Origin of the sequence: Streptomyces litchfieldiae (assembly GCF_031845365.1) — a bacterium.
GTDB classification, from domain to species: Bacteria; Actinomycetota; Actinomycetes; order Streptomycetales; family Streptomycetaceae; genus Streptomyces; species Streptomyces litchfieldiae.
This window is the reverse complement of sequence record NZ_JAVREL010000027.1, coordinates 68,229-94,678: the sequence shown is the minus strand read 5'-3', so window position 1 is coordinate 94,678 and position 26,450 is coordinate 68,229. Positions and strand designations below refer to the sequence as shown.

Annotated in this window: 23 protein-coding genes, 1 tRNA gene and 1 pseudogene; 13 read left to right on the top strand and 12 right to left on the bottom strand. The window is 73.7% G+C overall.

Going from position 1 to position 26,450, the window contains the following annotated elements; all coding sequences use genetic code 11:
* Nucleotides 1–214 precede the first annotated feature (214 nt).
* Nucleotides 215–502, top strand: coding sequence for a helix-turn-helix transcriptional regulator (locus RM590_RS31805; RefSeq protein ID WP_311708249.1), 288 nt, complete (start codon nt 215–217; stop codon nt 500–502).
* Nucleotides 502–1,761, top strand: a complete 1,260-nt coding sequence (locus tag RM590_RS31800) for a tyrosine-type recombinase/integrase (protein WP_311708248.1) — start codon at nt 502–504, stop codon at nt 1,759–1,761. The genes RM590_RS31805 and RM590_RS31800 overlap by 1 nt, the downstream gene beginning before the upstream one ends.
* Before the next feature lie 69 nt (nt 1,762–1,830).
* Here RM590_RS31800 and RM590_RS31795 read toward each other — a convergent pair.
* Together RM590_RS31795 and RM590_RS31790 are read right to left on the bottom strand one after the other, a co-directional pair.
* Nucleotides 1,831–1,904 (bottom strand) — tRNA-Pro (locus RM590_RS31795).
* Between the two features lie 73 nt (nt 1,905–1,977).
* Nucleotides 1,978–3,423 carry a lipase maturation factor family protein gene (locus RM590_RS31790; RefSeq protein WP_311708247.1) on the bottom strand — a complete coding sequence of 482 codons (1,446 nt, stop codon included), beginning with the start codon at nt 3,421–3,423 and terminating at the stop codon, nt 1,978–1,980.
* Between the two features lie 135 nt (nt 3,424–3,558).
* Here RM590_RS31790 and RM590_RS31785 point away from each other — a divergent pair, with 135 nt between their 5' ends.
* The 8 genes from RM590_RS31785 (at nt 3,559) to RM590_RS31750 (ending at nt 11,509) form a co-directional block, all read left to right on the top strand.
* The gene (locus RM590_RS31785) at nt 3,559–4,539 is read left to right on the top strand and encodes an acetylxylan esterase (protein ID WP_311708246.1); all 981 of its coding nucleotides are present in this window, start codon (nt 3,559–3,561) and stop codon (nt 4,537–4,539) included.
* Nucleotides 4,540–4,635: 96 nt separating this feature from the next.
* A complete protein-coding gene (locus tag RM590_RS31780) occupies nt 4,636–6,237 on the top strand; it encodes an ABC transporter substrate-binding protein (RefSeq protein WP_311708245.1) in 1,602 nt (533 codons plus the stop codon).
* Between the two features lie 17 nt (nt 6,238–6,254).
* Nucleotides 6,255–7,223: an ABC transporter permease gene (locus RM590_RS31775; protein WP_311708254.1), complete on the top strand. Its 969-nt coding sequence runs from the start codon at nt 6,255–6,257 to the stop codon at nt 7,221–7,223.
* 37 nt (nt 7,224–7,260) lie between these two features.
* Complete coding sequence (locus RM590_RS31770; RefSeq protein ID WP_311708253.1) at nt 7,261–8,139, top strand: ABC transporter permease; 879 nt, start codon at nt 7,261–7,263, stop codon at nt 8,137–8,139.
* A gap of 56 nt (nt 8,140–8,195) precedes the next feature.
* Nucleotides 8,196–9,107, top strand: coding sequence for an ABC transporter ATP-binding protein (locus RM590_RS31765; RefSeq protein ID WP_311708252.1), 912 nt, complete (start codon nt 8,196–8,198; stop codon nt 9,105–9,107).
* Nucleotides 9,100–9,753, top strand: a complete 654-nt coding sequence (locus tag RM590_RS31760; protein WP_311708244.1) for an ABC transporter ATP-binding protein — start codon at nt 9,100–9,102, stop codon at nt 9,751–9,753. Before RM590_RS31765 ends, RM590_RS31760 begins: the two co-directional genes overlap by 8 nt.
* A gap of 66 nt (nt 9,754–9,819) precedes the next feature.
* The gene (locus tag RM590_RS31755) at nt 9,820–10,479 is read left to right on the top strand and encodes a response regulator transcription factor (RefSeq protein WP_311708243.1); all 660 of its coding nucleotides are present in this window, start codon (nt 9,820–9,822) and stop codon (nt 10,477–10,479) included.
* A gap of 25 nt (nt 10,480–10,504) precedes the next feature.
* Entirely contained in the window at nt 10,505–11,509 is a 1,005-nt protein-coding gene (locus tag RM590_RS31750) for an MsnO8 family LLM class oxidoreductase (protein WP_311708242.1), read from the top strand.
* Nucleotides 11,510–11,527: 18 nt separating this feature from the next.
* Here the strand turns inward: RM590_RS31750 and RM590_RS31745 are convergent, their stop codons facing one another.
* From RM590_RS31745 to xylB, 7 genes and pseudogenes are all read right to left on the bottom strand, one after another.
* Entirely contained in the window at nt 11,528–12,853 is a 1,326-nt protein-coding gene (locus tag RM590_RS31745) for a carboxyl transferase domain-containing protein (RefSeq protein ID WP_311708241.1), read from the bottom strand.
* Complete coding sequence (locus RM590_RS31740) at nt 12,850–14,289, bottom strand: acyl-CoA synthetase (protein WP_311708240.1); 1,440 nt, start codon at nt 14,287–14,289, stop codon at nt 12,850–12,852. The genes RM590_RS31745 and RM590_RS31740 overlap by 4 nt, the downstream gene beginning before the upstream one ends.
* A gap of 39 nt (nt 14,290–14,328) precedes the next feature.
* The gene (locus RM590_RS31735; RefSeq protein ID WP_311708239.1) at nt 14,329–15,099 is read right to left on the bottom strand and encodes a bestrophin-like domain; all 771 of its coding nucleotides are present in this window, start codon (nt 15,097–15,099) and stop codon (nt 14,329–14,331) included.
* 9 nt (nt 15,100–15,108) lie between these two features.
* Entirely contained in the window at nt 15,109–15,807 is a 699-nt protein-coding gene (locus RM590_RS31730; protein WP_311708238.1) for a hypothetical protein, read from the bottom strand.
* Between the two features lie 143 nt (nt 15,808–15,950).
* A pseudogene (locus tag RM590_RS31725) lies at nt 15,951–16,463 on the bottom strand (N-acetylmuramoyl-L-alanine amidase); the annotation flags it as partial.
* A 97-nt stretch (nt 16,464–16,560) separates the two neighbouring features.
* Nucleotides 16,561–17,736 carry an ROK family transcriptional regulator gene (locus RM590_RS31720; protein ID WP_311708251.1) on the bottom strand — a complete coding sequence of 392 codons (1,176 nt, stop codon included), beginning with the start codon at nt 17,734–17,736 and terminating at the stop codon, nt 16,561–16,563.
* Nucleotides 17,737–17,779: 43 nt separating this feature from the next.
* Nucleotides 17,780–19,213: a xylulokinase gene (gene xylB, locus RM590_RS31715; RefSeq protein WP_311708237.1), complete on the bottom strand. Its 1,434-nt coding sequence runs from the start codon at nt 19,211–19,213 to the stop codon at nt 17,780–17,782.
* 112 nt (nt 19,214–19,325) lie between these two features.
* On the opposite strand from xylB, the gene xylA reads away from it, so the two are divergent.
* On the top strand, nt 19,326–20,498 hold the full coding sequence (xylA, locus tag RM590_RS31710; RefSeq protein ID WP_311708236.1) for a xylose isomerase: 1,173 nt from the start codon (nt 19,326–19,328) through the stop codon (nt 20,496–20,498).
* Nucleotides 20,499–20,529: 31 nt separating this feature from the next.
* Here xylA and RM590_RS31705 read toward each other — a convergent pair whose 3' ends face one another.
* On the bottom strand, nt 20,530–21,564 hold the full coding sequence (locus tag RM590_RS31705) for a LacI family DNA-binding transcriptional regulator (RefSeq protein ID WP_311708235.1): 1,035 nt from the start codon (nt 21,562–21,564) through the stop codon (nt 20,530–20,532).
* Between the two features lie 347 nt (nt 21,565–21,911).
* Entirely contained in the window at nt 21,912–22,772 is an 861-nt protein-coding gene (locus tag RM590_RS31700) for an aldo/keto reductase (protein ID WP_311708234.1), read from the bottom strand.
* A 128-nt stretch (nt 22,773–22,900) separates the two neighbouring features.
* On the opposite strand from RM590_RS31700, the gene RM590_RS31695 reads away from it, so the two are divergent.
* Nucleotides 22,901–23,812, top strand: coding sequence for a LysR family transcriptional regulator (locus tag RM590_RS31695; RefSeq protein ID WP_311708233.1), 912 nt, complete (start codon nt 22,901–22,903; stop codon nt 23,810–23,812).
* 196 nt (nt 23,813–24,008) lie between these two features.
* Nucleotides 24,009–25,490, top strand: coding sequence for an RICIN domain-containing protein (locus RM590_RS31690; protein ID WP_311708232.1), 1,482 nt, complete (start codon nt 24,009–24,011; stop codon nt 25,488–25,490).
* Here the strand turns inward: RM590_RS31690 and RM590_RS31685 are convergent.
* Nucleotides 25,432–26,403: a DMT family transporter gene (locus RM590_RS31685; RefSeq protein WP_311708231.1), complete on the bottom strand. Its 972-nt coding sequence runs from the start codon at nt 26,401–26,403 to the stop codon at nt 25,432–25,434. The genes RM590_RS31690 and RM590_RS31685 overlap by 59 nt on opposite strands.
* Nucleotides 26,404–26,450 lie beyond the last annotated feature (47 nt).

Here is a 26,450-nt window from a genome sequence, read left to right as displayed (position 1 = left end):
GGGCGTGCCTTCCCGACCCGCGTTCGCATCGCGGGCCTACTCGGTGACTTGACGATCACTCACTCGGGAAGGTACGCCCTTCGCACGCTCCCCGCGGAGCCGATCCACAAGTCATGAGCATTGCTCCCGCCACCATCGCCAACGACCTACGCACCAACCGACAAACCGCACGTGAAGCGGTGGCCGAACTCGTTGCAGCGGGGGAGTGGTGACGATGGCAAGGCTGCTGAATGTGGCCCAGGTGGCAGAGTTGCTAACTGCCGCATCCGGCCGGAGCTCCGCATCGGCAGAGCCGGACCTGCTGCACGGTGGTTGGTACAGCACGGATGAGGTGGCCGACTTGATCGGTGTGGACGCCTCCACGCTGCGCCGGTGGCGTACGGCCTCCCCGCCGCAGGGACCACCGTTCGTCCGGCTCACCACGCGCGTCACCATGTACAGCGTCCCGGACGTACAAGCCTGGCTCGCCTCCCGGCGGATAGATCCCGCGAAGGCGGCCTGATGTCGCAGCAGATGCCGCCGATGGGCGTGAAGCTCTCTGAGGACATCGAGTATCGGGCGGGGAACCCCAACCCGTACCGGGCCCGGGTTCGTTGGATCGATCCCCAGACGAAGGAACGGCCCTCTCGCTCGAAGATGCTGCCGACTGAGGACGCCGCGGAAGCCTGGCTCGACCGGATGCGACGGGCTGCCCGTCGGGGTGTGACTCCCGCTGTGGCGACGATGAGCCTCGCTGACTACGGAACGGTCGTGTGGGACCTGGCCATGCGCGGTCTGGAGGCCAAGACCATGGACCCTTACCGCGCCGGCTGGCGGCTGCGCGTCGTGCCGACCGTGGGACACCTGGAGGTGCCTACAGTCACGAACGGCATCGTCGATCGTGCTGTCTACGGCTGGATTGCGGACGACTGCGGCCGGTCGACGGTGAAGAACAGCCTCGCCGTGCTGGTCCGCGTGCTGGAGCAAGCCGTGCGGGACGGCATCATTGATGTCAACCCGGCCCGGATCACCGGATGGCAGCAGGAGTACAAGCGTGCCGAGGACGAGTTGGACGATCCGCGGTCGCTCGCACTGCGGGACTGGGATGCGCTCGATCAACTGGCGCGGGCCCTGGTCGCCAGATCAGCCGGTGAGTTCCCGGGCTGGGGCGATGTGGTGCGCTTCGCCGCCTGCACGGCTACGCGAATCGGGGAGGTCTCCGGCGTCCGCGTCAAGGACATCGACCGTCAGGCGTGGACTTGGGAGGTGTGCCGGCAGACGACTCCTGGGCCCGGTGGCCTACTCGACAAGGGCACCAAGGGCAAGCGTCGGCGGACCGTGCCGATCATCCCCGAGATTCGCCCTCTCGTGGCGGGCCGCCTCGATGCGGCCGGTCGAGACCCGATGGCGCGGTTGTTCACCGGGCCGCGGAGCGGACGCATCACCACGGCTGTCCTTCGGGACGCGACCCATTGGGATGAGGTCGTCGTGAGGCTCGGCTATGAGCATCTGCGCCGGCACGATCTGCGGCACACCGGACTGACATGGATGGCCGACGCCGGCGTTCCCGTGCACGTGCTGCGGCTCATCGCCGGGCATGGCTCACTGTCCACGACGCAGCGCTACCTTCACCCGGACAAGCGGTCGGTGGAACTGGCGGGGGCTGCGCTGAGCGCTCATCTGGCGGCCGGTCGCGAGAGCTCTACTCCCAGGTCGCTCCCGGCTGGTCCCAAAGTGGTCCCAAAGGAGCGGACCCGCAGTCATCTCCGCTTGGTGCAATGATCGGTTAGCGGCATCACAAAGGCCCGCTGAGCTGGGGAAACATCCCCGGTCAGCGGGCCTCGCACCGTGTCGGGACGGCGGGATTTGAACCCACGACCCCTTGACCCCCAGTCAAGTGCGCTACCAAACTGCGCCACGTCCCGGTGCGTCTGATCTGGGGTTTTGGCCCCTGATCACCGCGCAGCAGAACCATACCGCATTCGTGGGGGTGCTCGCTCAGGCTGCCGGTGGGGGGTGGGGGAGGGAGCGTGGGGGGAGGTGGTCGCCCTCGGGGGTTCGGTGCCACCAGGCGCCGGTGGTGCGCAGCTCGCGCCAGGTGGTGAAGCGGTAGCTGTACAGGCGGGCGCGGATGTGGGTGGGCGGGTGGTCGGGGAAGGGGTTCACGCGCAGGAGCCGCAGGATCGTCCGGTCGCCCGCCAGGAGGCGCTGGACCAGCGCGTGGAGCCAGGGGGAGGGGGCGTAGGGGCTCAGCGCGGCGAACCACATCAGCCAGTCCAGGCGGAGGTGGAACGGCGCGAACTGCCGCGGCAGGCGGCGAACGTCCCCGGGCTTGCCGTGGAACTCGTACTCCCGCCAGCGCGCGGCCCCGTCCGGGGACGGGGCGTTCGTGCCCTCCAGCACGACCTCGTAGCGGTGCCGCGTGACGCTGCCGAAGGCGCCGTAAGTGTTCGCCAGGTGGAAGCCGTTGTAGGGGCGGTTCATCTCCTGGGCGGACGAGAGCAGGTTGGCCACGGGCCGGCGGCTGAGGAACGCGACCAGGGCCGCGGCGGCCAGGAGCAGCGCGGCGAACCAGGTGGGGGCGTCCGGCTGGTCGGCCGGCGGGTCGGGCAGCGGGAGGTGGCGCGCGGCCAGGGCGCCGTCCACGGCGGCGACGGCGAGGATCATGGTCAGCCAGTTCAGCCAGGCGAAGTTCCCCGAGGCGACGAGCCAGAGCTGCGTCACGATGACGACGAGCGCCGCCCAGGTCGCCGCCGGCTGCGGCAGGAAGAGGCCGAACGGGGCGATGAGCTGGGCGACGTGGTTGGCCGCGCTCTCCACGCGGTGCAGCGGGCGCGGCAGGTGGTGGAAGAACCAGCTCAGCGGGCCGGGCATCGGCTGGGTCTCGTGGTGGTAGTAGAGGCAGGTCAGCTTCCGCCAGCAGGGGTCTCCGCGCCATTTGATCAGGCCCGCGCCCAGCTCGACCCGGAAGACCAGCCAGATCATCAGGTAGAGCCCCACCGTGGGCGGGGCGATGCTGTCGTTCCCCAGGAAGATCGCCAGGAAGCCGGCCTCCAGCAGCAGCGACTCCCAGCCGAACGCGTACCAGGTCCCGCCGATGTTGACCACGGAGAGGTACAGGACCCACAGGACCGCCCACAGCGGCATCGAGGCCCACAGCGGAACGGCGTCGGCCGCGCCCAGGGCCACCGCCGCGGCCAGCGCGGCGCCGAGCCAGGCGACCGCGGCGAGCAGGCGGTCGGAGTAGCGCAGGTGGAAGAGGCTGGGGGCCTGCCGGAACGACAGCGCGCGCAGCAGGACCGGGGCGGGGGTGAGGCCGCGTTCCCCGGCCAGTGGCCGGAACTCCCGCGCGGCCGACAGGAACGCCAGCAGGTACACGAGGGCCAGACCGCGTTGCAGCACTAGCCGGCTCAGCCAGGCGTCGGGGGCGGCGATCCAGTCCATGGTCCATCCGTACCACCGGGCGCGGATTCCGGCTCGGCAACCCCCGTTGACCTGGGACGCTGCCGCGGCGTAGCTTCACGACGGCAATCGCTTACCGGGCCCTTCGGCGGTGCCCGGAACGAAGAAAGGCTTCCCATGGCGCTGACCGATCTGCCGCTCGAAGAACTCCGGGGCTACCGTCCGGCCGTCCCCGAGCCGGAGGACTTCGACGGGTTCTGGAGCGAGACGCTGGCCGCCGCCCGGGCCGCCGGCGGCGCGGGCGCCGAATACCGTCCGGTGCCGGAGGCCAAGCTGGCCGCGGTGGACGTGTTCGACGTGCGCTTCCCCGGCTGGGGCGGGCAGCCGGTGGCGGCCTGGCTGCTGATTCCGCGCGGGGCGGCCGGGCCGCTGCCCACGGTCGTGACGTACCAGGGGTACAGCGGCGGGCGCGGACTGTACTTCGAGAACCTTCTGTGGAGCGCCGCCGGCTACGCCCATCTGGTGGTCGACAGCCGCGGTCAGGGCCATGACACCCCCGACCCGGACCCGGTGCCGACGACGCAGTGGGTCGGCGGCTTCATGACCCGGGGCATAGGCAGCCCCGCCGATCACTACTACCGGCGGCTGATGAGCGACTGCGTGCGCGCGGTCGACGCGATTCGTGAGCACCCCGCCGTCGATCCGGACCGGGTGATCGTGCAGGGCGGCAGCCAGGGCGGCGGTCTCGCGCTGGCCACCGCGGGCCTGGCCGGGGACGCGGTGGCGGCGGCGCTGGTGGACGTGCCGTTCCTCTGCCACTACCGGCGTGGCGCGGACGCCGCCTCGGACGGCCCGTACCGGGAGCTCGTCCACTACCTCGGCATCCACAAGCGGTCCGACCCGGCAGGTCTCTTCGCCACCCTCAACTACTTCGACGGAGTTCACTTCGCGCCCCGCGCCGGCGCCGCGGCGCTCTTCAGCGTGGCGCTGATGGACCCGGTCTGCCCGCCGAGCACGGTCTACGCGGCGTACAACGCGTATGCCGGCGACCGGGACATGACCGTCTGGGAGTTCGGCGACCACTCCGGCGGCCGGGCCTCCCAGTCCTTGGCGCAGTTGGAGTGGCTGGCCGGCCGCGGGCTGGGCGCCAAGGGCTGAGCCGCTGGTCAAACCCGGTGGACAGGGCCTACCGCCCCTGCGATTTAATTGCGAGTAATTCGCAATTACGCACGATGCTCGGTAGGGGTGTGCTTGATGACGGCCCGGACACGGACAGGGATCGCCGCGACAGCGGTGGCGGCCGCACTGCTGGCGGCCACCGCCTGCTCCGCTCCCGGTGACGAGGGCGGCGGGGACGGCGGGGGTGGCGGCCAGGACGAACTCGTCGTCGGCATAGCCAACGAGCCGGAGACGCTCAGCCCGCTCCTCGGCTACGGCAGGGACGGCAACTCCAAGATCTTCGACGGCCTGTTGCGCCATGACGAGAACATGGAACTCCAGCCCGCGCTCGCCACCGCCCTGCCCGGGATCAGCGACGACGGGCTGACCTACACCTACACCCTGCGCGAAGGCGTGGAGTTCAGCGACGGAACGCCGTTCACCGCGCGGGACGTCGTCTTCACCTACGAGACCATCCTCGACGACGGCACCAACAACCCCAACAAGGACGACCTCAACGCCATCGAGAGCGTCCGCGCCGAGGGCGACCACACCGTTGTCTTCACCCTCGCCTACCCCTACGCCCCGTTCGCCGACCGCACCGTGCTGCCCATCGCCTCCGCCGACGCGGCCGGCGGCCAGGACGTCAACACCGGCGCGTACAACACCGAACCGGTCGGCACCGGCCCCTATGTCGTCACCGGCTGGACGCGTGGAGAACGCCTCACCTTCGAGGCCAACCCCGGCTACTGGGGCGGCGAACCGGAGGTCCGGCGGCTCACCATGGCCGTCATCCCCGACGACGACGTGCGCGCCACCCGGCTGCGCTCGGGCGACCTGGACGCCGCCGTGCTGCCGCCCAACCTCGCGAACACCTTCGAGGGGGAGGAGGGGATGGTCACGCACACCGCGGAGAGCGCCGACTTCCGCGCCGTGACCCTCCCCAGCGACAACCCCGTCACCGGCGACCGGGACATCCGCCGCGCCCTCGACCTCGCCGTGAACCGGGAGTTGATGGTCGACAGCATCCTGGAGGGCGCGGGACACGCCGCCTACGGCCCGCTGCCGACCGCCAGCCCCTGGTTCGCCGAGGGCACCGAGCGCCCCTACGATCCGGAGGCCGCCCGGGTGCTCCTGGACGAGGCAGGCTGGACACCCGGCGACGACGGCATCCGCGTCCGGGACGGCCAGCGGGCGGAGTTCACCCTCTGGTACCCGGCCGGGGACCGGCTGCGGCAGGAACACGCCCTCGCCTACGCCTCCGACGCCAAGGAGATCGGCATCGACGCCACCGTCGAGTCCGGCTCCTGGGAGGTCATCGAGGGCCGGCTGGCCGAGGACGCCGTGCTCTCCGGCGGCGGCAACCCCGCCGACCCGGACTTCGACCTCTATGGGCTGCTCAACTCCGAACTCGCCGGTGACGGCTGGAACAACATGGGGCACTACGACAACCCCGCCGTCGACGAGCAACTGGAGATCGGCCGGCGCAGCGGCGACCGGGCCGAGCGCGAGGCGGCCTACGACGCGGTGCAGCGCGAGCTCGCCGAGGACCCCGGCTACACCTTCCTCACCCACATCGACCACGTCTACGTCATGGCCGACCACTGGGACGGCGTCACCACTCAGTTCGAACCCCACGACCACGGCCTCGGCCACGGCCCCTGGTGGAACGTCGAGGCCTGGCGGATCCGCCCGTGACCGTCCCCTGGGCCGCGATGGCACGGCTCGCCGGGCGGCGGCTGCTCGCCGCCGTCCCGGTGCTGGCGGTGGTGACCCTCGGCATGTTCGCCGTGGCCGCCGCCTCGCCGTTCGACCCCGTGCGGCAGTACATCGGTTCGGACGGGCTCGGCGCCTCCCAGGAGACCCTGGACACGCTGCGCGAGAACCTCGGCACCAGCGGGAACTTCGTCGAGCAGTGGTGGAACTGGCTGCGCTCCGCCGTCGCCGGCGACCTCGGCCAGTCGCTCGCCCTGCGCCAGCCCGTCGGCCAGGTCATCGGCGAACGGCTCGGCTGGTCGGCGCTGTTGTGCTCGGTCGCCTTCGTGGCCGCCGTCCTGCTGGGCACCACCCTGGGCGTGCTCGCCGCGCGGCGCCCCGGCGGCGCGTTCGACCGCGTGGTGACCTCGCTCAGCTATACGCTCCAGGCCGCCCCGCCGTTCTGGCTGGCCCTGCTCGCCATCTGGCTGTTCGCCCTGCGCCTGGACATCCTGCCGGCCGGTGGGCTGACCGACACGGGCAGCGACACCGTCACCGCCGGGGGCGTGGTCCGCCATCTGGCGCTGCCGGCGAGCGTGCTGGCGGTCTCCCAGCTTCCGTGGTTCGTCCTCTACGTGCGCCAGGGCGTCTCCGACGCGCTGCACGAGGACCCGGTGCGCGGGGCGCGCGCCCGCGGGCTGCGGGAGCGCACCGTGCTCCTCGGCCACGCGCTGCGCTCCGGGCTGCTGCCCGTCCTCACCCTCATCGGCACCCGCATCCCCGAACTCATCACCGGCGCGCTGCTGATCGAGACGGTCTTCAGTTGGCCCGGCATCGCCTCCGCCACCGTGCGCGCGGCGACGGCCACCGACTTCCCGCTGCTCGCCGCGCTGACCGTGCTCTCCGCGCTGGCCGTCCTCGCCGGGAACCTGCTCGCCGACCTGCTCTACGGGCTGGCCGACCCCCGCGTCGACCACGACGAGATGTGACGGGGTGCGTGACGTGATGGAACGAGAGGGAAACGCGATGACCGCGCCCGCCGTTGAGCAGCCCTGGCACACCCCGGGCAGCACGCGCCGTGGCAACCGCACCGTGCGCGTCGCCGTCTCCGCCGCGGTCCTCGCCGCCGCCGTGCTGGCCGTGCTGCTGGTGCCGCCGTTGTTCCCCCTGGACCAGCAGGCGGTCGACCTGACGGCGAAGCTGCACCCGCCCTCCGCCGGCCACCCCTTCGGCACCGACGAGGTGGGCCGCGACGTGCTGCTGCGCTGCGTCTACGGACTGCGCGTCTCCCTGCTCGTCGGGGTCGTCGCCGCGGTGGTGGCCAGCGGCATCGGACTCGCCGTCGGCTGCGCCGCCGGCGCCCTGGGAGGCCGCGCGGACCGGCTCATGATGCGCCTGGTCGACACGTTCACCGCCGTGCCGCACCTGCTGATGGGCATCTTCATCGTGGCCATGTTCCGCCCCGGCGTCTGGCCCGTCGTCGCCTCCGTCGGCCTCACCCACTGGGTCTCCACCGCCCGCATCGTGCGCGCCGAGGTCCTCTCCCTGCGCGCCCGGCCCTTCGTCGACGCCGCGATCTCCGGCGGCGCCTCCCGGCTGCGGGTCGCCTCGCGCCACCTGGTGCCGGCCGTGCTCCCGCAGGCCGGACTGGCCGCCGTGCTGATGGTGCCGCACGCCATCTGGCACGAATCCGCGCTGTCCTTCCTGGGCCTGGGCATCCCGGCCCACGAAGCCAGCCTCGGCACCATGATCAACGGCGCCCGCGGCTCCCTCGTGACCGGCGACTGGTGGCCCACGCTGTTCCCCGGCCTCTTCATCGTCCTGCCGACCCTCGCCGTCGCCGGCCTCGCCGGCGCCTGGCGCGAACGGATCAACCCCCGCCGCCGATCGGAGCTCGTGCTGTGACGGACACGACGAACGACGCGCTGCTGTCCGTACGAAACCTGTCCGTGCGCTTCCTGATGCCGGGCGGGCGTCACGTCGCCGCTGTCAACGGCGTCTCCTTCGACCTGGCCGCCGGGGAGTGCCTGGCCCTGGTGGGGGAGAGCGGCTGCGGAAAGTCCGTGCTCGCCGCCGCCCTGCTCGGCCTCCTGCCGGGCAACGCGCAGACGCGGGGCGCCGCCCTCCTCGGGCCGGCCCCGGACCGGCTGGACCTGCTCACCGCCGGCGAAACGGCCCTGGCCCGCACCGTGCGCGGGCGCCGCGCCGGGCTCATCCCGCAGAGCCCCGCCGCCCACCTCACGCCGGTGCGGACCGTCCGCGCCCAACTGGCCGAAACCGTCCGGGAGCTGCGCGGCACCGGCCGCCGCGAGCTGCGGGAGGCGACCGGGGCCGCCGCCGCGCGCGCCGCGTTCCCCGCCGACCACCTGGACCGTTACCCGCACCAGCTCTCCGGCGGCCTTGCCCAGCGGGCCGCCACCGCGCTGGCCCTCGTCGCCGACGCGCCGCTGCTGATCGCCGACGAGCCCACCACCGGGCTCGACCGGGACCTGGTGGACCGCACCGTCGGCGAGCTGCGCCGACACACCGACGACGGCCACGGCCTGCTGGTCATCACGCACGACCTGGCCGCCGCGGAACGCGTCGCCGACCGGGTCGCCGTCATGTACGCGGGCCGCGTCGTCGAACTGACCGACGCCGCCGCCTTCTTCGGCGAGCCCGGCCCGCGCCACCCCTACGCGCGCGGCCTGCTCGGCGCGCTCCCGGAGCGCGACTTCGCGCCCATCCCCGGCCTGCCACCCGAACTCGACGCCCTCCCCGACGGCTGCGCCTTCGCGCCCCGCTGCGAACGCGCCACCGACCGCTGCGCCGTGCTTCCCGTCCTCACCGGAGGCGTCGCCTGCCACCACGCCCCGGAGGCCGCGCGTGCTTGAACTGAGCCACATCACCGCCGGATACACCCCACGCGCCCCCGTGGTCACCGACCTCTCGCTGTCCGTCGCGGACGGCGAGGCCGTCGGACTCCTCGGCCCCAGCGGCTGCGGCAAGTCCACCCTCGCCCGGGTGGCCGCCCTGCTGCACCGCCCCTACGCGGGTGACGTCCGGCTCGCCGGCGAACCGGTCACCGGCTTCCGCTTCCGCGCCCCCCGCGCCCAGCGCACGCGCATCGGCGTCGTCTTCCAGCAGCCCCGGCTCGCCGCCGACCCCCGGCTGTCGCTGCGCGACCTGATCGCCGAGCCTGCGCGCGCCACCGGCCGCGGCGCCGAACTCGCCGGCCGGGCCGCCGCCCTCGCCGACGCCGTCGGCCTCGGCGGCGAGCTGCTCGGCCGCCGCCCCCACGAGGTCAGCGACGGCCAGCTCCAGCGGGCCTGTCTCGCCCGTGCCCTGCTGCTGCGCCCGAGGCTGCTGATCTGCGACGAGATGACCGCGATGCTGGACGCCTCCACCACGGCCGCCCTCGTCGCCGTCGTCGAGGACTACCGGCGCGAACACGGCGCCGCGCTGCTGGCCGTCGGTCACGACCGGGTGCTGCTGGGCCGCTGGTGCGACCGCGTGCTGGACTTCCCGGCCGGCCGCTGACGGCGCGGCGCGGGAAGACGCCGCCCGGCGGCGACCGGGGCCACCGCGCTGGCTACCGTGGCGCGCATGACCATCCGCGTACTCCTCGTCGATGACGATCCCCTGGTCCGCTCCGGACTGCGGCTGATGCTCGCCGCGGCCCCGGACATCGAGGTCGCCGGGGAGGCGGCGGACGGCACCGAGGTGCCGGACCTGACGCACCGGCTCGCCCCCGACGTCGTCCTCATGGACATCCGGATGCCCGGCATGGACGGCCTCGCCGCCACCGAACGGCTGCGGGCGCTGGCCGCGCCGCCCGAGGTCGTGGTGCTGACGACGTTCAACACGGACGACCACGTGCTGCGCGCCCTGCGCGCCGGGGCCGCGGGCTTCCTGCTCAAGGACACCCCGCCCGGCGAGATCGTCGAGGCCGTCCGGCGCGTCGCCCTCGGCGATCCGGTGCTCTCCCCGGCCGTGACCCAACGGCTCATCGCCCATGTCACCGGCTCCTCCCGGGACACCCGCGACGCCCGCCGCCGGCTGCGGGCCCTCGGCGACCGGGAACGGGAGGTGGCCGTCGCGATCGGCCGCGGCAAGACCAACGCCGAGATCGCCGCCGATCTCTATTTGAGCCTGCCCACCGTCAAGACCCACGTCTCGCGCATCCTGACCAAGCTCGGCCTCAACAACCGCGTGCAGATCGCCCTGCTGGCACACGACGCGCGCCTGACGGACGGGGAATCCTGAGCGTCCGCCGCTGTTGAATCCCCACGTGAACACAACGGCACGGCTGCGGTCGGTGCGCTGGTCGATCCTGGACCGCGCGCTCATCCGGGCGGGACAGCGACCCGACGACACCCTGCGCGCGACGGTGCGCTTCGCGCGACAGGCGGAAGAGCTCGGTTACCACCGCTTCTGGGTGGCCGAGCACCACGGTGTGCCGGGGGTCGCCGGTTCGGCGCCGACCGTGCTGGCCGCCGCCGTGGCCTCGGCCACCGAGCGCATCCGCGTCGGCACCGGCGGCGTCATGCTGCCCAACCACCGGCCCCTCGTCGTCGCCGAGCAGTTCGGCGTGCTCGCCTCGCTCTTCCCCGGCCGCATCGACATGGGGCTGGGCCGTTCCGTCGGATTCACCGAACCAGTGCGCCGCGCGCTGGGCGTCGACAAGGACGCGGCGGAGCGGTTCGGCGATCAACTGACCGAGCTGCTGGGTTACTTCGAGACCGGCGGTCCGGTGCGCGCGCTGCCGGCCGAGGGGCTGCGGGTGCCCGCCTACGTGCTGGCGGTGGGCGCGGGCGCCGAGATCGCCGCGGCGCACGGCCTGCCGCTGGTGATGGCGCACCTGAGCGATGAGGACCGCATGCTCAACGCCATCGACCGTTACCGCACCGGTTTCACCCCCTCGGCGCACGGAGACCGGCCGTATCTGATCGTCGCGGTCAACGCGGCCGTCGCCGCGACCGCCGAGGAGGCCGGCCTCCTCCAACTGCCCGAGGCCTGGGCCACCGTGTGGTCCCGCACCCGGGGTGTCTTCCCGCCGCTGGAGCCGCCGCACGAGGTACTGGGCCGGGAGCTGACCGAGCGCGAGCGCCGTTACCTCGACGAGGCCCGAGCCGGCCAACTCCACGGCGACGAGGAGGAGATGGCCGGCGTCCTGGGCCGGCTCATCGCCCGCACCGGCGCCGACGAGCTCCTGCTCACCCTCAACGCGCACGGCGACGCCGGCCGGCTCGACTCCTACCGGCGGCTGGCCCGGCTGGCCGGCCTCACTGGCTGACCCGGGCCGGACGCGGCCTCAGACGGAGACGATGCCGCGCGCTATGCCCAGCTCGGCCAGATCCTGTGGCCGCAGCCGCAACTCGTCGGCGGTGAACGGCACCTGGTCCGGGCCGCGCTTGAGGATGGCGACGGCGAGCTCCGGCGCGACGACCGAGTAGTAGCTGTCCGGCGTCACCCAGGTGTGCCCGGGCGAGGTCAGCGCCACCGCGCCGCCCGAGCCGCCCTCGCCGACGAGCAGCGTCGTCACCGGTATCCGGCAGCCCGCCACGGCGGTGATGGTGTCGGCGATCGCCGCCCCCACACCGTCCCGCTCGGCCTCGGCGTCATTGGCCGCGCCCGGCGTGTCCACCAGCGTGAGCACCGGGATGGACAGCCGGTCCGCCAGCCGCACCAGCCGGGTCGCGGCCCGGAAACCGGCCGGTGTCGTCGCCGTGCCGCACTGCGCGACATAGGCGACGCTCCGCCCGTCCCGCAGCCCGAACCCGCACAGGATCCCCGGATCCGTGCCGCCCAGCGGCGCCCGCTCGGCGAAATACGCGGCCAGATAGGACTCGGCGCGCGGCCGCCCCGCCTCCCGCGCGGTCGTCACCGCCTGCCAGCCGCTCTCCGGCGGCGGCACCTCGCGCAGCGCCGCCGGGGGCGGCACCGGACCCGGCGCCGGCCTGGTCAGCAACGCCAGCCAGCGCGCCACCGCCGGGCCCAGCTCCCGGGCCGGAACGATCTCGTCCACCTGGCCGACGGCGAACTGGCCCTCCGCCGAGTACGCCCGCGGGTCGGCGCCGGCCGGCCTGATCCGGGAGCCGGCGAAGCCGACCTGCGCGCCCGGCAGCGCCACCCGCACATCGGCGCCCGCACCCAGCGTCGCCCACCCGCCGCCGGTCACCGGCCCGGCCAGCACGGCCAGATGCGCCAGCCCGGCCGCCCGCAGCCGCACCAACTGCCGGGCGATGCGCTGCAACTGGGTCAGCGCGAACATCCCCTCCTGCATCCGGCTGCCGCCACTCGCGATCAACGACACGACGGGCAGGCCCAGATCGCGCGCCGTGATGAACGCGTTCTCGATGCGCTCCCCGGTGGCCTCCCCGATGGAGCCGCCGAGGAAGCCGAACTCGAAGGCGATCAGCACCGCTTCGGTGCCGCCGGCGTCCCCGATGCCGCAGACGACGGCCTCCGTCTCGCCGGTCCGCTCCCGCGCCCGGGCCCGCGCCTCGTCGTAACCGGACCAGCCGATCGGCCCGTTGACGGCGGCGGCCCCGGCGCGGCCGGGCAGTTCGGTGAACCCGCGTGCCACCGCCGCGATCAGCTCCCGGGCCGGAACCCGGCCGGTGACGGCGGCCGTCACACCAGCTCCCGCTTGAGGACCTTGCCCATGTCGTTGCGGGGCAGCGCCGTCAGGAACCGCACCTCACGGGGGCGTTTGTGGGAGGCGAGTTGGCCGACCACATGGTCGCTGAGTTCCTCCGGGGACGGCGGACGGGCGTCGTCCCGGGGCACGATCCAGGCGATGATGCGTTCCCCCAGGTCCGGATCGGGGGCGGCGGTGACCGCGGCCTCGGCCACACCCGGGTGGGCCAGCAGGGCGTTCTCGATCTCCCCGGCGCCGATCTTGTAGCCGCCGCTCTTGATGATGTCGGTCGACTTGCGGCCCACGATCCGGTAGCAGCCGCCGTCGCCCCGCACCGCCATGTCGCCCGTGCGGAACCAGTCGCCGTCGAACGCCTCTGCCGTGGCCTCCGGGCGGTTGAGGTACTCCGTGAACAGGTTCGGCCCGCGCACCTGGATCTCGCCCACCGTCTCCCCGTCGTCGCCGGTCAACGGCTTGCCCGCGTCGTCCACCAGCCGCACCTCGACACCCGGCAGCGGCACCCCGACGGTGCCGGTGGCGGGCGGGCCGTCCGCCCGGACGCTGGTGTTCATCATCGTCTCGGTCATGCCGTACCGCTCGATGACCCGGCGCCCGGTCACGGCCAGGATCCGCTCGTGGTCCGGCAGCGGCAGCGGTGCGGAGCCGGACACCAGCAGCCGCGCCCCGGCCAGGGCGCGCGTCAGGCGCTCGTCCGCCGTCGCGGCCTCGGCCAGCCGGTGGTACATCGTCGGGACGCCGAACAGCATCGTGCCGTCGTCCGCCAGCGCCTCACCGACGCCCTCGGGGGAGAACCGGCCCAGATGGCGCACCGTGCCGCCGCGCCGCAGCGGGCCCAGGACGCCGAGCACCAGGCCGTGCACATGGAACAGCGGCAGCCCGTGGACCACCACGTCCTCGCCGGTCCACTGCCAGGCGTCGGCCAGCGCGTCCAGCGTGCTGGCCACGGCGCGCCGGGAGAGCACGACTCCCTTGGGCGGGCCCGTGGTCCCGGAGGTGTACACGATCAGCGCCGGGTGCTCGGGGTCGACGGCGGTCAGGTCACCGTCCCGGCCGTCCTCCGCCAGCGGGTCGACGTCGATCCGCGGCAGCGCGGCCAGCGCGTCCGGGAGCCCGGCACCCGCCGGGGCGAGCACGAGGGACGGCGCGCTGTCGGCGACGATGTGCGCCAGCTCGCGTTCGCCGATCTTGGGGTTGACCGGCACCACCGGCACGCCGGCGAGCAGCCCCGCCACCGTGGCGACCGCGGTGTCCAGCGTGGGGGTGGCCCACACGGCGACGCGCTCGTGGCCGGTCAGCCGGCGGGCGAGCGCGGTGGCCACCGCCCGCAGCCGGGCGTAGCTGAGTATCTGGTCACCGAAGCGCACGGCGGGCTTGTCCGCGGCGCTGTCCAGGGCCGGAAACAGAGGGCTCATTCGCATCATGCTAGAGCCTGGGGCCGCCACCACGTCGGCTCACTCGTCCGCCACGGCCTGCGGGAAGAAGGAGCGGAACGCGTCCGGCGAGTCGTTCAGCCCGTGGGCGAACGGGTCGTCGAAGTACCAGACGAGGAACAGCAGGAAGGCGAGCAGCGTGCTGAACAGGCCGGCCAGCAGCAGCTCCCGCCCCGAGCGCTGGATCTGAAGTGTGAACACCATTCCGACCGTCACCACGGCGCCCGCGATCAGCCCGGCCCACACCACGGGCGGCATGGTCGGCTGGGCGCTGTCGCCACGGCCCACCCGCGCCTCGTCGACGATCGCCACCTGATCGACCAGGCCCTGGTACGACTGCACCTCGGCCACCGTCTCCGGCTCCTGGGCGAGCACCGTGGCGCGGAGCTGGGACAGCAACTCGTCGCCGAGGTCGGTGAGTTCGCCCTCGTCGACCATGTGCGACCACTCGTCGCCCGCCGTGTGGGCCACATAGGCCTCGATCCGCTCGTGGATCTGGTCGCGGGCCTCCTCGGGGAACGCCTTCGCCCGCTCGTCCATCTCGTGCAGGGCCTGCGCCTCCTGGCGCACCCACTCGTCCGCCGTGCCCCGGGCCTCCCAGACGCCCGCGATGGCCAGGCCCAGCACGATGGCGTAGATCACGCCGATCATCATCGTCATGTACTCGATGACGTCGGGGGTCTCCGACGGATCGTCGTCCTCCCCGGCCCGGCGCTGGCGTACCACCACGGCGAGGAGTACCACCGAACACGTCGCCACGACGGCGATGGTCAGGACAAGCCATTCGGACATCGGGACCTCCTAGGTGGCGCTGGATCGGGAACCGGGTCGGGAACGGGGCCGCAGCGCGGCAGCGGCGAGGACGGCGGGGGCCACGACCAGAAGCGTGCGCGTGACCAGCGAACCGCCGCGCTCCGGCGGCTCGTTGTCGGGGGGCAGCCGCAGCGCGGCCGGGAGCGAGGAGGGTGAGGGCTCCGGCTCCGGCGGCGGTGACGGGGCTGGGCTGGGCTCCGGCTCGGGCTCCGGCGGCGGCTCCGGTTCGGGCTCCGGCGGCGGCTCCGGTTCGGGCTCCGGCTCCGGTTCGGGCTCCGGCTCCGGCGGGGGAGCCGGGGCCGGTGCCTCCGGAACGGGCGGCTCGCTCGGCGGCGGCGTGGGCTCCGGCGGTGGCGGCGGCTCGGGTGAAGGAGTCGGGTCGGGCGGGGGAGTCGGCTCCGGCGGTGGCGTGGGGTCGGGCGGTGGCGTGGGTTCCGGTGGGGGAGTCGGTTCCGGTGGCGGCGTGGGCTCCGGCGGCTCCGGGCAGTGCCACAGGGCGGGCGGCGGCAGGGGCGGGGGAGGAGGCAGGGGCAGCGCGGGCGGGCACGGCCAGGGCCATGGCCAGTGCCAGTCGTCGTGGTCCGGATCCGGCAACGCCCGGGCCGGGCCGGACAGCACGGCTATGAAGACGAGCGCGGTGCCGGCCGCGCCGGCGCCCGCGCGGCATGCGCGCAGCCTCCTGTTCACGGGGCGATACTGCGCCCGCGCCGCACCGAGCATGAGACGGCGGCGGTGATTTCGCCGGATCTGATGAAAATCTCGCGGCGGAGGATTGGATCGGGAAAGTTCGCTTCTGTCAGCGGGCGTTGACGAGCGCCGGATAGCAGGCACCAGTCCCACAGCGGACCCGGGTCGGTATGCGTCGCGCCGGGCACCTCGTTGTGCCCGATGATGCGCGAGCGCGTCCGCGGGATGCCATAGGTCCGGCACAGGTGGGCGGTGAGGGCCGCCGAGCGCCGGTACATCGCTTCTGTGAACCACTCGGGCTCGTCGACCCGGCCCTCGTGTTCGATGCCGATGCCGCGCGTGTTGAAGGACCGGTTGCCCGCGTGCCAGCCGATGTCCGCGTCCCGCACGCACTGTGTGATCCGGCCGTCCGAGGCGACCACGTAGTGGGCCGCGACGTCGCGGGAGGCGTTCCGGAAGATGGCCGCGGTGTCCGCGTATGTCTCCTGCGCGACGTGGATGACGACGTACTCGATGGGATGGCTGAACGGGCGCCGCGCGGCGGTGAAGTTCGAGCCGTCCGCCGGCGCCAGGGCCGCGCCGGGAAAGTCCACCTCGCCGCGTACGGTCCCGGCGTCCCAGGGAAGGGCGGCGGGCGCGGCGGCGGAGGCGGTCATGGTGCCCGTGGGCCACGCCGTGCCGTGGGGCCTGCCAAGAGGACAACGGGCCGGCCGGGGCGGGGACATGAGGAGGAGCCAGTCGAGAGGCCCCGGGTCAGTCCCGCAGCAGCTCGCCCGGCGCGTCGAGGGCGGCCCGCACCGCGGACCGGGCCGCGCCCAGCAGTGGCCCGTCGGGACCCAGCGGCGAAGCGGTCACCGGTACCGGCGTGCTCCGGCCGCCGGTGGCCACCGACGTGCGGCGGGCCAGCTCGCGGCCGACGGGCGGCAGCAGCCACGGCGCCAGGCGCGCGAGCGCGCCGCCGATCACCACCTGCCGGGGGTCGAGGAGGTTCACGGCGCCGGAGAGGGCGATGCCCAGCGCGGTGCCGGCCTGGCGCACGGCCCGGAGCGCCGTGGGCTCGCCGGCCTCGCAGCGCGCGGCGAGCGCGCCTATGCGGACACCGGGGCCCGGTTCCAGCCCGGCCGCCCGGAGCACCGCCTCCTCGCCCGCGTAGGTTTCCAGACAGCCGCGTCCTCCGCAGGAGCAGGGGCGGCCGTCGGGGCGCACCGGCAGATGCCCGAGCTCGCCGGCGAACCCGTGGGCGCCGCGCAGCAGTTCACCGTCCACGACCAGTGCGGCACCGATGCCGATCTCGGCCGAGACGTGCACGAAGCTGTCCGGGCCGGACAGCGGCGGCGCGTGGTGGCCGGACCACAGCTCCGCCAGCGCCCCGAGGTTGGCCTCGTTCTCGACGGTGACCGGCCCGAGGTCGTCCGGCAGCAGCGCGGCCAGGTCGGTGCCGTGCCAGCCGAGGTTGGGCGCGCGCAGCACCGTGGTGGACCCCCGGTTGACCAGGCCCGGCACGGCCACCGTCAGGCCCGCCGGGCGCAGCCCCGCCGTGGCGGCCTCGGCCGTGGCCCGGCGCAGCATCGAGGTCAGCAGCGCCAGGACGGCCGTAGGGTCGCTGTGCTGGTTCCGCGTCTCGTGGGTGACGCGGACCCGGGTCTCGCCGCGCAGATCCATGACGCACACGGCGAGATGGTCCACGCCGATCTCCGCGCCCACTCCGCACGGGCCGCGGTCGGTCAGCAGGAGCTGGGTGCCGGGCCGGCCCACCGCGCCGGACCGGCCGGGCCCCTGCTCGACCAGCAGCCCGCCGCGCAGCAGTTCGTCCACCAGAGTGGAGACGGCCGCCCGGGTCAGCCCGATGCGGGCGGCGACGGCGGCGCGCGAGAGCGGGCCGCCGTCGGCCAGGGTGTGCAGGACCCGGGAGAGGTTCCGCTGCCGCATCTCGGACTGCGACTGGGGGGCGGGCTGGGCCACGGGCCTGTCCTCAGCGCCGTCGCAGCAGCGCGTCGGCGTCCCGGAGGGTGGCGTCCAGCCGGGCCAGGGCCGCCTCGTCCCGCTCGACCGCCTCGTACGCCGGCCCGGCCGCGGTGTCCCAGTCCCGGGCCACGGCCGCCGGGTCGCGGCCGAGCAGCAGGCCGGCGGCCTGCGCGGCGGCGCCCAGGGCGACCAGCTCCTCGGCGCGCGGCACCCGCACCGGTCGGCCGGAGAGCCGGCGGACGGTCTCCCGCCAGGCGGTGCCGCGGGCGCCGCCGCCGATGAGCAGGATCGGCTCGGCGGGATCGGCGGACTCGTCGAGCACCGAGTCCAGGGCCCGCAGCAGCGCGAAGACGGCGCCGTCGTAGGCGGCCTGGAGCAACTGGCCGCCGGTGGTGGCGTGCCGCAGACCGTGCACCAGCCCGCTCGCGTACGGCAGGTCGGGGGTGCGCTCGCCGTCGAGGAACGGCAGCACCACCGCGGTGCCGCCCGGTTCGGTCGCCTCCCGCTCCAGGCCCAGCAGCGTGGCGAACCGGTCCACCGCCTGGGTGCAGTTGAGCGTGCAGGCCAGCGGCAGCCAGCCGCTCCCGGCGTCGGCGAACCCGGCCACGATGCCGGTGGGGTCCGCGGGGCGCCGCTCCGTGACGGCGTAGACGGTGCCCGAGGTGCCCAGGCTGAGCACCGGCTGGCCGGGCACCAGGCCCAGGCCGAGCGCGCCCGCCATGTTGTCCCCGGTGCCGGCCGCCACCAGGATGCCCTCCGGTAGCGGCAGCCCGGAGCGCACCGTGCCGGCCGCCTCGCCCGCGCCGACCACGCGCGGCAGCAGCTTCGGGTCGAGCCCGACGTGGGCCAGGATCTGCTCGTCGTAGCTCTCGGTGGCCGAGGCCCACCAGCCGCTGCCGGAGGCGTCGCCGCGGTCGGTGGTGCCGCCGTCGACACCCTGACCGGTCAGCCGTCCGGTCAGGTAGTCGTGCGGCAGCCGCACCGCCCGGGTGGCCGCGGCGGCCTTCGGCTCGTTCTCGGTGAGCCAGGCCCACTTCGTCACGGTGAACGACGCGGGCGGCACGCTGCCGACGCGCTCGGCCCAAGCCGCCGGGCCGCCGAGCTCCTCGATGAGGCGGTCGCGCTGCGGCGCGGAGCGGGTGTCGTTCCACAGGAGCGCGTTGCGCACGGGGCGGTCGTCCGCGCCCAGCGCGACGAGCCCGTGCTGCTGGCCGGCGACCGAGACGGCCGCGGCCCGCTGGGCGGCCGGGCCGCACTGCGCGACGGCCTCCGACAGCGCCTCCCACCACTGCTCGGGGTCGCTGTCGTGCTCGGCGGTCACCACGTGCGGCGCCTGGCCGCGCGCCACGACGGTGCCGGTGGCGGCGTCCACCACCAGCGCTTTCGTGGACTGCGTGGAACTGTCCACGCCAATGACAAGGGGTCCATCTGGTGCCGCCATGGGCGCGGTCCTCTCTGACAGGCCGATGCCGGGGCCTGGCGTCCCCGGGGGTGCCTGTGCATACTAATTTGTCAACGGCCATGACGAAATACCTGGGAGCCAAGGAGCCGACATGTCATACCAGCCCACCCCCGCGGACAAGTTCAGCTTCGGTCTGTGGACCGTCGGCTGGCAGGGCCGCGACCCGTTCGGAGACGCCACGCGTCCCGCCCTGGACCCCGTGGAGACCCTCTCCCGCCTGGCCGAGCTGGGCGCCTACGGGGTCAGCTTCCACGACGACGACCTGATCCCGTTCGGGTCCTCGCAGACCGAGCGCGAAGCCGTCATCAAGCGCTTCCGCCAGGCGCTGGACAGCACCGGCATGAAGGTGCCCGCAGCCACGACCAACCTCTTCACCCACCCGGTCTTCAAGGACGGTGCCTTCACCGCCAACGACCGCGACATCCGCCGCTACGCGCTGCGCAAGACCATGCGCAACATCGACCTGGCCGTGGAGCTGGGCGCCGAGACCTATGTGGCCTGGGGCGGCCGGGAGGGCGCCGAGTCGGGCGGCGCCAAGGACGTGCGGGTCGCGCTCGACCGCTTCAAGGAGGCGTTCGACCTGCTGGCGGAGTACGTCGTCAGCCAGGGGTACAACCTGCGCTTCGCCCTGGAACCCAAGCCGAACGAGCCGCGCGGCGACATCCTGCTGCCGACCGTCGGCCACGCCCTGGCCTTCATCGAGAAGCTGGAGCGGCCCGAGCTGTTCGGCGTCAACCCGGAGGTCGGCCACGAGCAGATGGCCGGGCTGAACTTCCCGCACGGCATCGCCCAGGCGCTGTGGGCCGGCAAGCTCTACCACATCGACCTCAACGGCCAGAACGGCATCAAGTACGACCAGGACCTGCGCTTCGGCGCCGGCGACCTGCGCGCCGCGTTCTGGCTGGTGGACCTGCTGGAGTCGGCCGGCTGGGACGGCCCGAAGGTCTTCGACTTCAAGCCGCCGCGGACCGAGGACTTCGACGGTGTGTGGGCCTCCGCCGCCGGCTGCATGCGCAACTACCTGATCCTCAAGGAGCGCGCCGCGGCCTTCCGCGCCGACCCGGCCGTGCAGGAGGCGCTGCGCGCCAGCCGCCTGGACGACCTGGCCCGCCCCACCCTGGAGCCGGGCGAGACCCCGGCCGCGCTGCTCGCCGACCGCACCGCCTTCGAGGACTTCGACCCCGAGGCGGCCGGTGCGCGCGGGATGGCCTTCGAGGCCCTGGATCAGTTGGCGATGGACCACCTGCTGGGCGCGCGCGGCTGAGCCCCGCCGACCGACGGCCCGCGCTCCCGGCTCAGGAGGCCGGGGGCGCGGTGCTGTCGCGGACGACCAGCCGGGTGGACAGCTCGGTGCGGGTGCCCTCGGGCCGTTCGCCCGCCATCAGCCGCATGAGCTGCCGCAGTGCGGTGGCCGCCATCTCGGACAGCGGCTGCCGCACCGTGGTCAGCGCCGGCGACGACCAACGGGCCTGCGGCAGGTCGTCGAAGCCGACGACGCTGATGTCCGAGGGCACCCGCAGGCCGCGTTCGCGCACCGCCTCACAGGCGCCGAGCGCCATCTGGTCCGAGCACACGAACACGGCGGTGGGCGGCTCGGGCAGCGCCAGCAGCTCGGCCATCTGCCGGCCGGCCCCCGTTTCGTGGAGGCCGCCGTAACGGACGTACTCCGGCGGAACCCGCAGGCCCGCCGCGGTCATCGCCGAGCGGTAGCCCGCCACCCGGGCGCTGCTGCACATCTTGCGGCGGTAGCCGGCGATCACCGCGATCCGCCGGTGCCCGAGCTCGATGAGATGCTCCACCGCGCTCACGCCGCCCTGCCAGTTCGTGGCGCCGACGGACGGCACGCCGGGCGGCGGATCGAGCACCGGGTCGATCATCACGTACGGGATCCCGTGCTGCTCCAGCCACGCGTACTGGGTGGCGTGCAGCTCCGCCAGGTTGAACAGCACCCCGGCCGACCCCCGGGCGCACAGCCGGTCCAGCCAGCCGCGCTCCGGCTGGCCGCCGCGCGACCTGGTGAGGGCCGCGGAGACGACCACGCTGACCCCGGCCTCGTGCGCCGCCTCCTCCGCGCCGTGCAGCACCGCGCCCGACCAGGGGGCGTCCAGCCGGTGCACCACCAGATCGATCATGGCCGGCGGGCTCCCGGCCGCGTAGCGCGGACGGCGCACATAGCCGAGCCGGTCGAGGACCTCGGTGACCCGGCGGCGGGTCTCCGGGGCGACGTCTTCCCGGCCGTTGGCCACCTTGGAGGCGGTGGGCACCGAGACCCCGGCCTCCCTGGCGATCACGGCCAGGGTCGGCCCCCCGGCCCCTGAGGGACGGACCATGACGAAACCCCTTTCGCCCGCCAACTCCCCGGTGTTCTTCGAAATTGTTGACGCCGGCTCACCGCGACGTGGACCGGATAGTAAACGCTTCCTACGTTAATGCGGGAGGGTGTCACTGTGAAGTGCCGGGGAGTGGCCGGGGAAGGACCGGCGTTTCGAAAGGGGCTGCTCGAAATACCGAACGACGCCGTCGGTGTCATGCCGCCGGGGGCAATTCCCGCGTTCTCGGAAAAGCCGCGATTTCCCGCTCGGTGGGTCACCTTGTACCGAATCCATGGCCGGCCCGCATTCCGCGGGACCGGGCCCGGCCGGCGGGCACGCGCGGAACGGCCGGCCGGCAGGCGTCGTCAGAGCGCGGCGTCGATCCGCGCGAGCTGCTCGGGCGAGAGCTCCAGGTCGGCGGCCGCCGCCGAGTCGCGCGCCGTCTCCGGTCGGCTGGAGCCGGGGATCGGGATCACCACGGGCGAGGTGGCCAGCATCCAGGCGAGGCAGACCCGCTGCGGGCTGACCGACAGCTCCGCGGCCACCTCGGTGAACGCCGAGTGCCGGGCGCCCAGTTCACCGGCGTTCGTGATGCCGCCGAGCGGGCTCCAGGGCAGGAACGCGATGCCCATCTCGGTGCACAGGTCCAGCTCGGGGCGGCTGGAGAGGAAGGCGGGCGAGTACTGGTTCTGCACGCTCACCAGCCGGCCGCCCAGGACGTCGTTGGCGAGCCGGATCTGCGCCGGGTCGGCATTGGAGATCCCGGCCATGAGGATCTTGCCCTCGTCCAGCAGCTCGGCGAGCGCGCCGACCGATTCCTCGTAGGGCACACCCGGGTCCGGCCGGTGGAACTGGTACAGGCCGATCGCCTCCACGCCCAGCCGCTTCAGGGACTGCTCGCAGGCGCGCTTGAGGTACTCGGGCCGGCCGTCCCTGGTCCAGGACCCGTCCCCGGGCCGCAGGTGGCCGCCCTTGGTGGCGACCAGCACCCCCGACCCCGCGTCGTGGGTCGCCAGCGCCCGGGCGACCAGGGACTCGTTGTGGCCGACCTCGTCGGCGCCTATGTGGTAGGCGTCGGCGGTGTCGATGAGCGTGACCCCGGCATCCAGTGCGGCGTGCACGGCCGCGATGGAGCGGGCCTCGTCCGGCCTGCCCTCGATCGACATGGGCATGGCGCCCAGTCCGATCGCGCTGACCTGCACGGAACCGATGCGGCGAGTCTGCATGGCGGAACGGCCTCTCTTCGCACTTCGTGGAGTGCGCCCCGGGCGGGGCGCACTCCGATCGTCGCCCGACCCCATACATCTGTCCAATAGAAGAAATCGTTCCGACTCATCGCGTAGCCTCATGAATCGTGGAGCTGAGGCATCTCGAGTACTTCGTCGCCGTCGCCGAGGAGCGGCACTTCACCCGTGCCGCGGACCGGTTGCTGGTCTCGCAGTCCGGGCTGTCGGCGTCGGTCCGCGCGCTCGAACGCGAGCTGGGCGCCCGCCTCTTCCTGCGCAACACCCGCAGCGTGGAGCTGACCGAGGCCGGCCGCGCGCTGCTGGGGGAGGCCCGCCGCACGCTGGCCGGAATGCGGGCGGCGCGCGAGGCGGTGGCCGCCGTCCAGGGCCTGCTGAGCGGCACCCTGGCCATCGGCAGCGAGCAGTGCATCGGCGGTGTCAACGTCTCCGAGGTGCTGGCCGGCTTCCGCACCCGCTACCCGGGCGTGGAGATCCGGCTGCGGCAGGCGGGCTCGCAGTTCCTGGCCGAGGACGTGGCCGCCGGGCGCCTCGACCTGGCGTTCGTCGCGCTGTGCGGGCGGCGCCCGCCCCAGGGCGTGCGCACGCTGCCGCTGACCGCCGAGCCCCTGGTGCTGGTGTGCCCGCCCGGCCATCCGCTGGGCGGCGGCGACCGCGTCGGCTGGGCGGAGCTCGGCGGTGAGACGTTCGTCGACTTCGCGCCCGACTGGGGCGCCCGCGCGCTGTCGGACGCGGCGTTCGCCGAGCGCGGCGTGCGGCGCACGGTGGCCCTGGAGGTCAACGACGTGCACAGCCTGCTCGACCTGGTGGGGCACGGCCTCGGCGTCGCCCTCGTGCCCGAGCACATCACGCGCAAGCCGCAGGCCGCCGCCCTGCCGCTGGTCCGGCTGCCCGCCGACTCGACCCCCGTGTGGACCGCGTCGGTCGCCGCCCCCGCCCCCGACCGGACCGGCCCGGCGGCCCAGCGGCTGCTGGACCTCGTCCCCGGCCTGTCCGCGCCCGGTCCGGTCCGGGCGGCCTGACCCGTTCCCGAAGCCGCCGCCCAACTGCCGGGCGGCGGCCGCCCGTTCTCCTGTTTCGAAAATTATCGGCGGCGCCGGAGGACTCACGTCCGCCCCGCCGCACGCCTACCGTGTGCCTCAGCGCTGCCGCGCCGTGTCCTCCCCACCAGCTCACCGCCGACGGCGGGAGCCTGAGCATGCGAACGGAGCCGCCGCCATGCCCGGACCCCACACGTCCGACCACAACAGGCCGAGAGGAGGGCCGCCGCGGCGCGCCTGGCTGCTCGTGGCGGCGCTCTGCCTCGGCCTGCTCACCCCCTTCCTGACCGCCCCGGCCGCCCAGGCCGCGCCGGTCACCGTCCTCAACGGCACCCAGTTCACCGATCCGGCCGGCAACCCGGTGCACGCCCACGGCGGCGGCATCATCAAGGTCGGCGGCTACTACTACTGGTTCGGCGAGAACCGGCAGGAGGGCAACAACGCATTCCGTTACGTCTCCGCCTACCGGTCCACCGACCTGCGGACCTGGGAATTCCGCAACCATGTGCTCACCCAGGCGTCCGACCCCGAACTCCAGGTCGCCAACATCGAGCGCCCCAAGGTCATGTACAACGAGGCCACCGGGCAGTTCGTGATGTGGATGCACAAGGAGAACGGCCAGGACTACAGCGAGGCCAGGGCCGCCGTGGCCGTCTCCGACACCGTGGACGGCGACTACACCTGGCAGGGCAGCTTCCGCCCGCTGGGCCACATGTCGCGCGACATCACCGTGTTCGTCGACGACGACGGCACCGGTTACATGGCCTCCGCCGCCCGGGAGAACTACGACCTGCACATCTACCGGCTGACCGACGACTACACGGACGTCGAGAGCCTGGTCGCCAACCCCTGGCCCGGCGGCCACCGCGAGGCGCCGGCACTGTTCAAGCGCAACGGCGTCTACTTCATGCTCACCTCCGGCGCCACCGGCTGGTCGCCCAACCAGCAGCGGTACGCCACCTCCACCAGCCTGAGCAGCGGCTGGAGTTCCATGCAGAACGTCGGTGACTCCACCGCCTATGGCTCGCAGACCGCCTGGGTGCTCCCCATCCAGGGCACCTCGGGCACCTCCTACCTGTATCTCGGCGACCGCTGGGGCAACTCCATCGGCGGCCTGGTCAACGACTCCCGTTACGTGTGGCTGCCGCTGACCTTCCCCACCGACCGCAGCCTGAGCATGAGCTGGGCGCCGGAGCTGACCATCGACACCGCCGCCGGCACGGTCCGGGCGACGGGCGGCCCGTACGAGACGCTGACCGCCCGCCACTCCGGCAAGTGCGTGGACATCCCCAGCCAGTCCCACGCCATCGGCCAGCAGGCCGCGCAGTACACCTGCAACGGCGGCGGGAACCAGCGGTTCTGGGCCCGCGACGCCGGCGGCGGCTACGTCCAGCTCGTCACCCGGCACAGTTCCCTGTGCCTGGCGGCGGCCGGCGGCTCCACCGCCGACGGCGCGGCCGTCATGCAGGCCGTCTGCGGCAACGGGCCGGAGCAGCAGTGGCGGCTGACCGACGCCGGCGACGGCTACGTCCGCGTCACCGCCCGGCACAGCGGGAAGTGCCTGGACGTCTCCGACGAGTCCACCGCCGACAGCGCCCGCCTCATCCAGTACGCCTGCTCCGGCGCGGCGCACCAGAGCTTCCGGCGGGCGACGGTGTGACCCGGCGGCGAACGGTCAGCAGCAGCAGGCCCACGACGACGAGCCCGACTCCCGTCCAGGCCACGCCGCCCAGCCGTTCGCCGACCACCACGACACCCAGCGCCGCGGCCACCACGGGCTCGAACAGGCTCAGCGTGGTCGCGGCGCTCACCGACACCCGGGCCAGCCCCGCCCCGAACAGCACATAGGCCAGCCACATGGGCACCACCGCCAGATACGCCGCGACGACCAGTCCGCGCCGTTCGCCGACCAGCGCGCCGCCGGTCGCCGCGAACACGGGCAGCAGCACGGTGGCGCCCAGCCCGAACAGCGCGCCCATCGAGCCGCGCGAGGAGTGCCCGCCCCGGATGATGCGCGCGCCGTAGTAGGCGTAGGCCGCGTACGCGGCACCGGCCACCAGGCCGAGGGCTACGCCCGGGCCCGTCCGGTCGCCGCCCGCGCCGCCGTCCCCGGTCAGCACGAGCGCGGCACAGCCCAGCGCCGCGCAGCCGGTGGCGGCCAGCCAGCGGCGGGTCAGGCGCGTGCCGTCCAGCAGCCGTTCCAGCAGCGCCGCGAAGACCGGCGCGCAGCCCAGGCTGACCACCGTGCCCACGGCGACTCCCGCCCAGGCCATGGAGGTGTAGAAGGCGAGTGGGTAGACGACCACGCCCAGCGCGCCGAGCAGCGCGCAGCGCAGCACCTCGGGCCCGCCGCGCAGCACGGCGAGCGCCGAACGGCCGGCCACGGCGAGCGTGAGCAGCCCGCCGACGCCCATCGTTGCCGCGCCTATGGACAGGGCCGAGGCACCGGCGGGCGCGTAGCTGGCCGCGGTGCCGGTGGTGCCCCACAGTGCCGAGGCGGCCAGGACCAGCGGCGCGCCGGAGCGGGGGCCCGCCGAGGCGGGCAGGGGGGAGGAGATGACAGAAGAAGACATGATGCGAAGGCGTCCTGCTCCGTTGAGATCCGTGACGAAATTCGGTT

Coding starts and splice junctions, on each gene's coding strand:
- RM590_RS31705 (WP_311708235.1), bottom strand. CDS start 21,564: ATGGTCCGTCCCTCAGGGGCCGGGGGGCCGACCCTGGCCGTGATCGCC.
- RM590_RS31690 (WP_311708232.1), top strand. CDS start 24,009: ATGCCCGGACCCCACACGTCCGACCACAACAGGCCGAGAGGAGGGCCG.
- RM590_RS31740 (WP_311708240.1), bottom strand. CDS start 14,289: ATGAGCCCTCTGTTTCCGGCCCTGGACAGCGCCGCGGACAAGCCCGCC.
- RM590_RS31770 (WP_311708253.1), top strand. CDS start 7,261: ATGACCGCGCCCGCCGTTGAGCAGCCCTGGCACACCCCGGGCAGCACG.
- RM590_RS31780 (WP_311708245.1), top strand. CDS start 4,636: ATGACGGCCCGGACACGGACAGGGATCGCCGCGACAGCGGTGGCGGCC.
- RM590_RS31790 (WP_311708247.1), bottom strand. CDS start 3,423: ATGGACTGGATCGCCGCCCCCGACGCCTGGCTGAGCCGGCTAGTGCTG.
- RM590_RS31800 (WP_311708248.1), top strand. CDS start 502: ATGTCGCAGCAGATGCCGCCGATGGGCGTGAAGCTCTCTGAGGACATC.
- RM590_RS31735 (WP_311708239.1), bottom strand. CDS start 15,099: ATGTCCGAATGGCTTGTCCTGACCATCGCCGTCGTGGCGACGTGTTCG.
- RM590_RS31805 (WP_311708249.1), top strand. CDS start 215: ATGGCAAGGCTGCTGAATGTGGCCCAGGTGGCAGAGTTGCTAACTGCC.
- RM590_RS31785 (WP_311708246.1), top strand. CDS start 3,559: ATGGCGCTGACCGATCTGCCGCTCGAAGAACTCCGGGGCTACCGTCCG.
- xylA (WP_311708236.1), top strand. CDS start 19,326: ATGTCATACCAGCCCACCCCCGCGGACAAGTTCAGCTTCGGTCTGTGG.
- RM590_RS31700 (WP_311708234.1), bottom strand. CDS start 22,772: ATGCAGACTCGCCGCATCGGTTCCGTGCAGGTCAGCGCGATCGGACTG.
- RM590_RS31775 (WP_311708254.1), top strand. CDS start 6,255: ATGGCACGGCTCGCCGGGCGGCGGCTGCTCGCCGCCGTCCCGGTGCTG.
- xylB (WP_311708237.1), bottom strand. CDS start 19,213: ATGGCGGCACCAGATGGACCCCTTGTCATTGGCGTGGACAGTTCCACG.
- RM590_RS31765 (WP_311708252.1), top strand. CDS start 8,196: ATGCCGGGCGGGCGTCACGTCGCCGCTGTCAACGGCGTCTCCTTCGAC.
- RM590_RS31685 (WP_311708231.1), bottom strand. CDS start 26,403: ATGTCTTCTTCTGTCATCTCCTCCCCCCTGCCCGCCTCGGCGGGCCCC.
- RM590_RS31720 (WP_311708251.1), bottom strand. CDS start 17,736: ATGCGGCAGCGGAACCTCTCCCGGGTCCTGCACACCCTGGCCGACGGC.
- RM590_RS31755 (WP_311708243.1), top strand. CDS start 9,820: ATGACCATCCGCGTACTCCTCGTCGATGACGATCCCCTGGTCCGCTCC.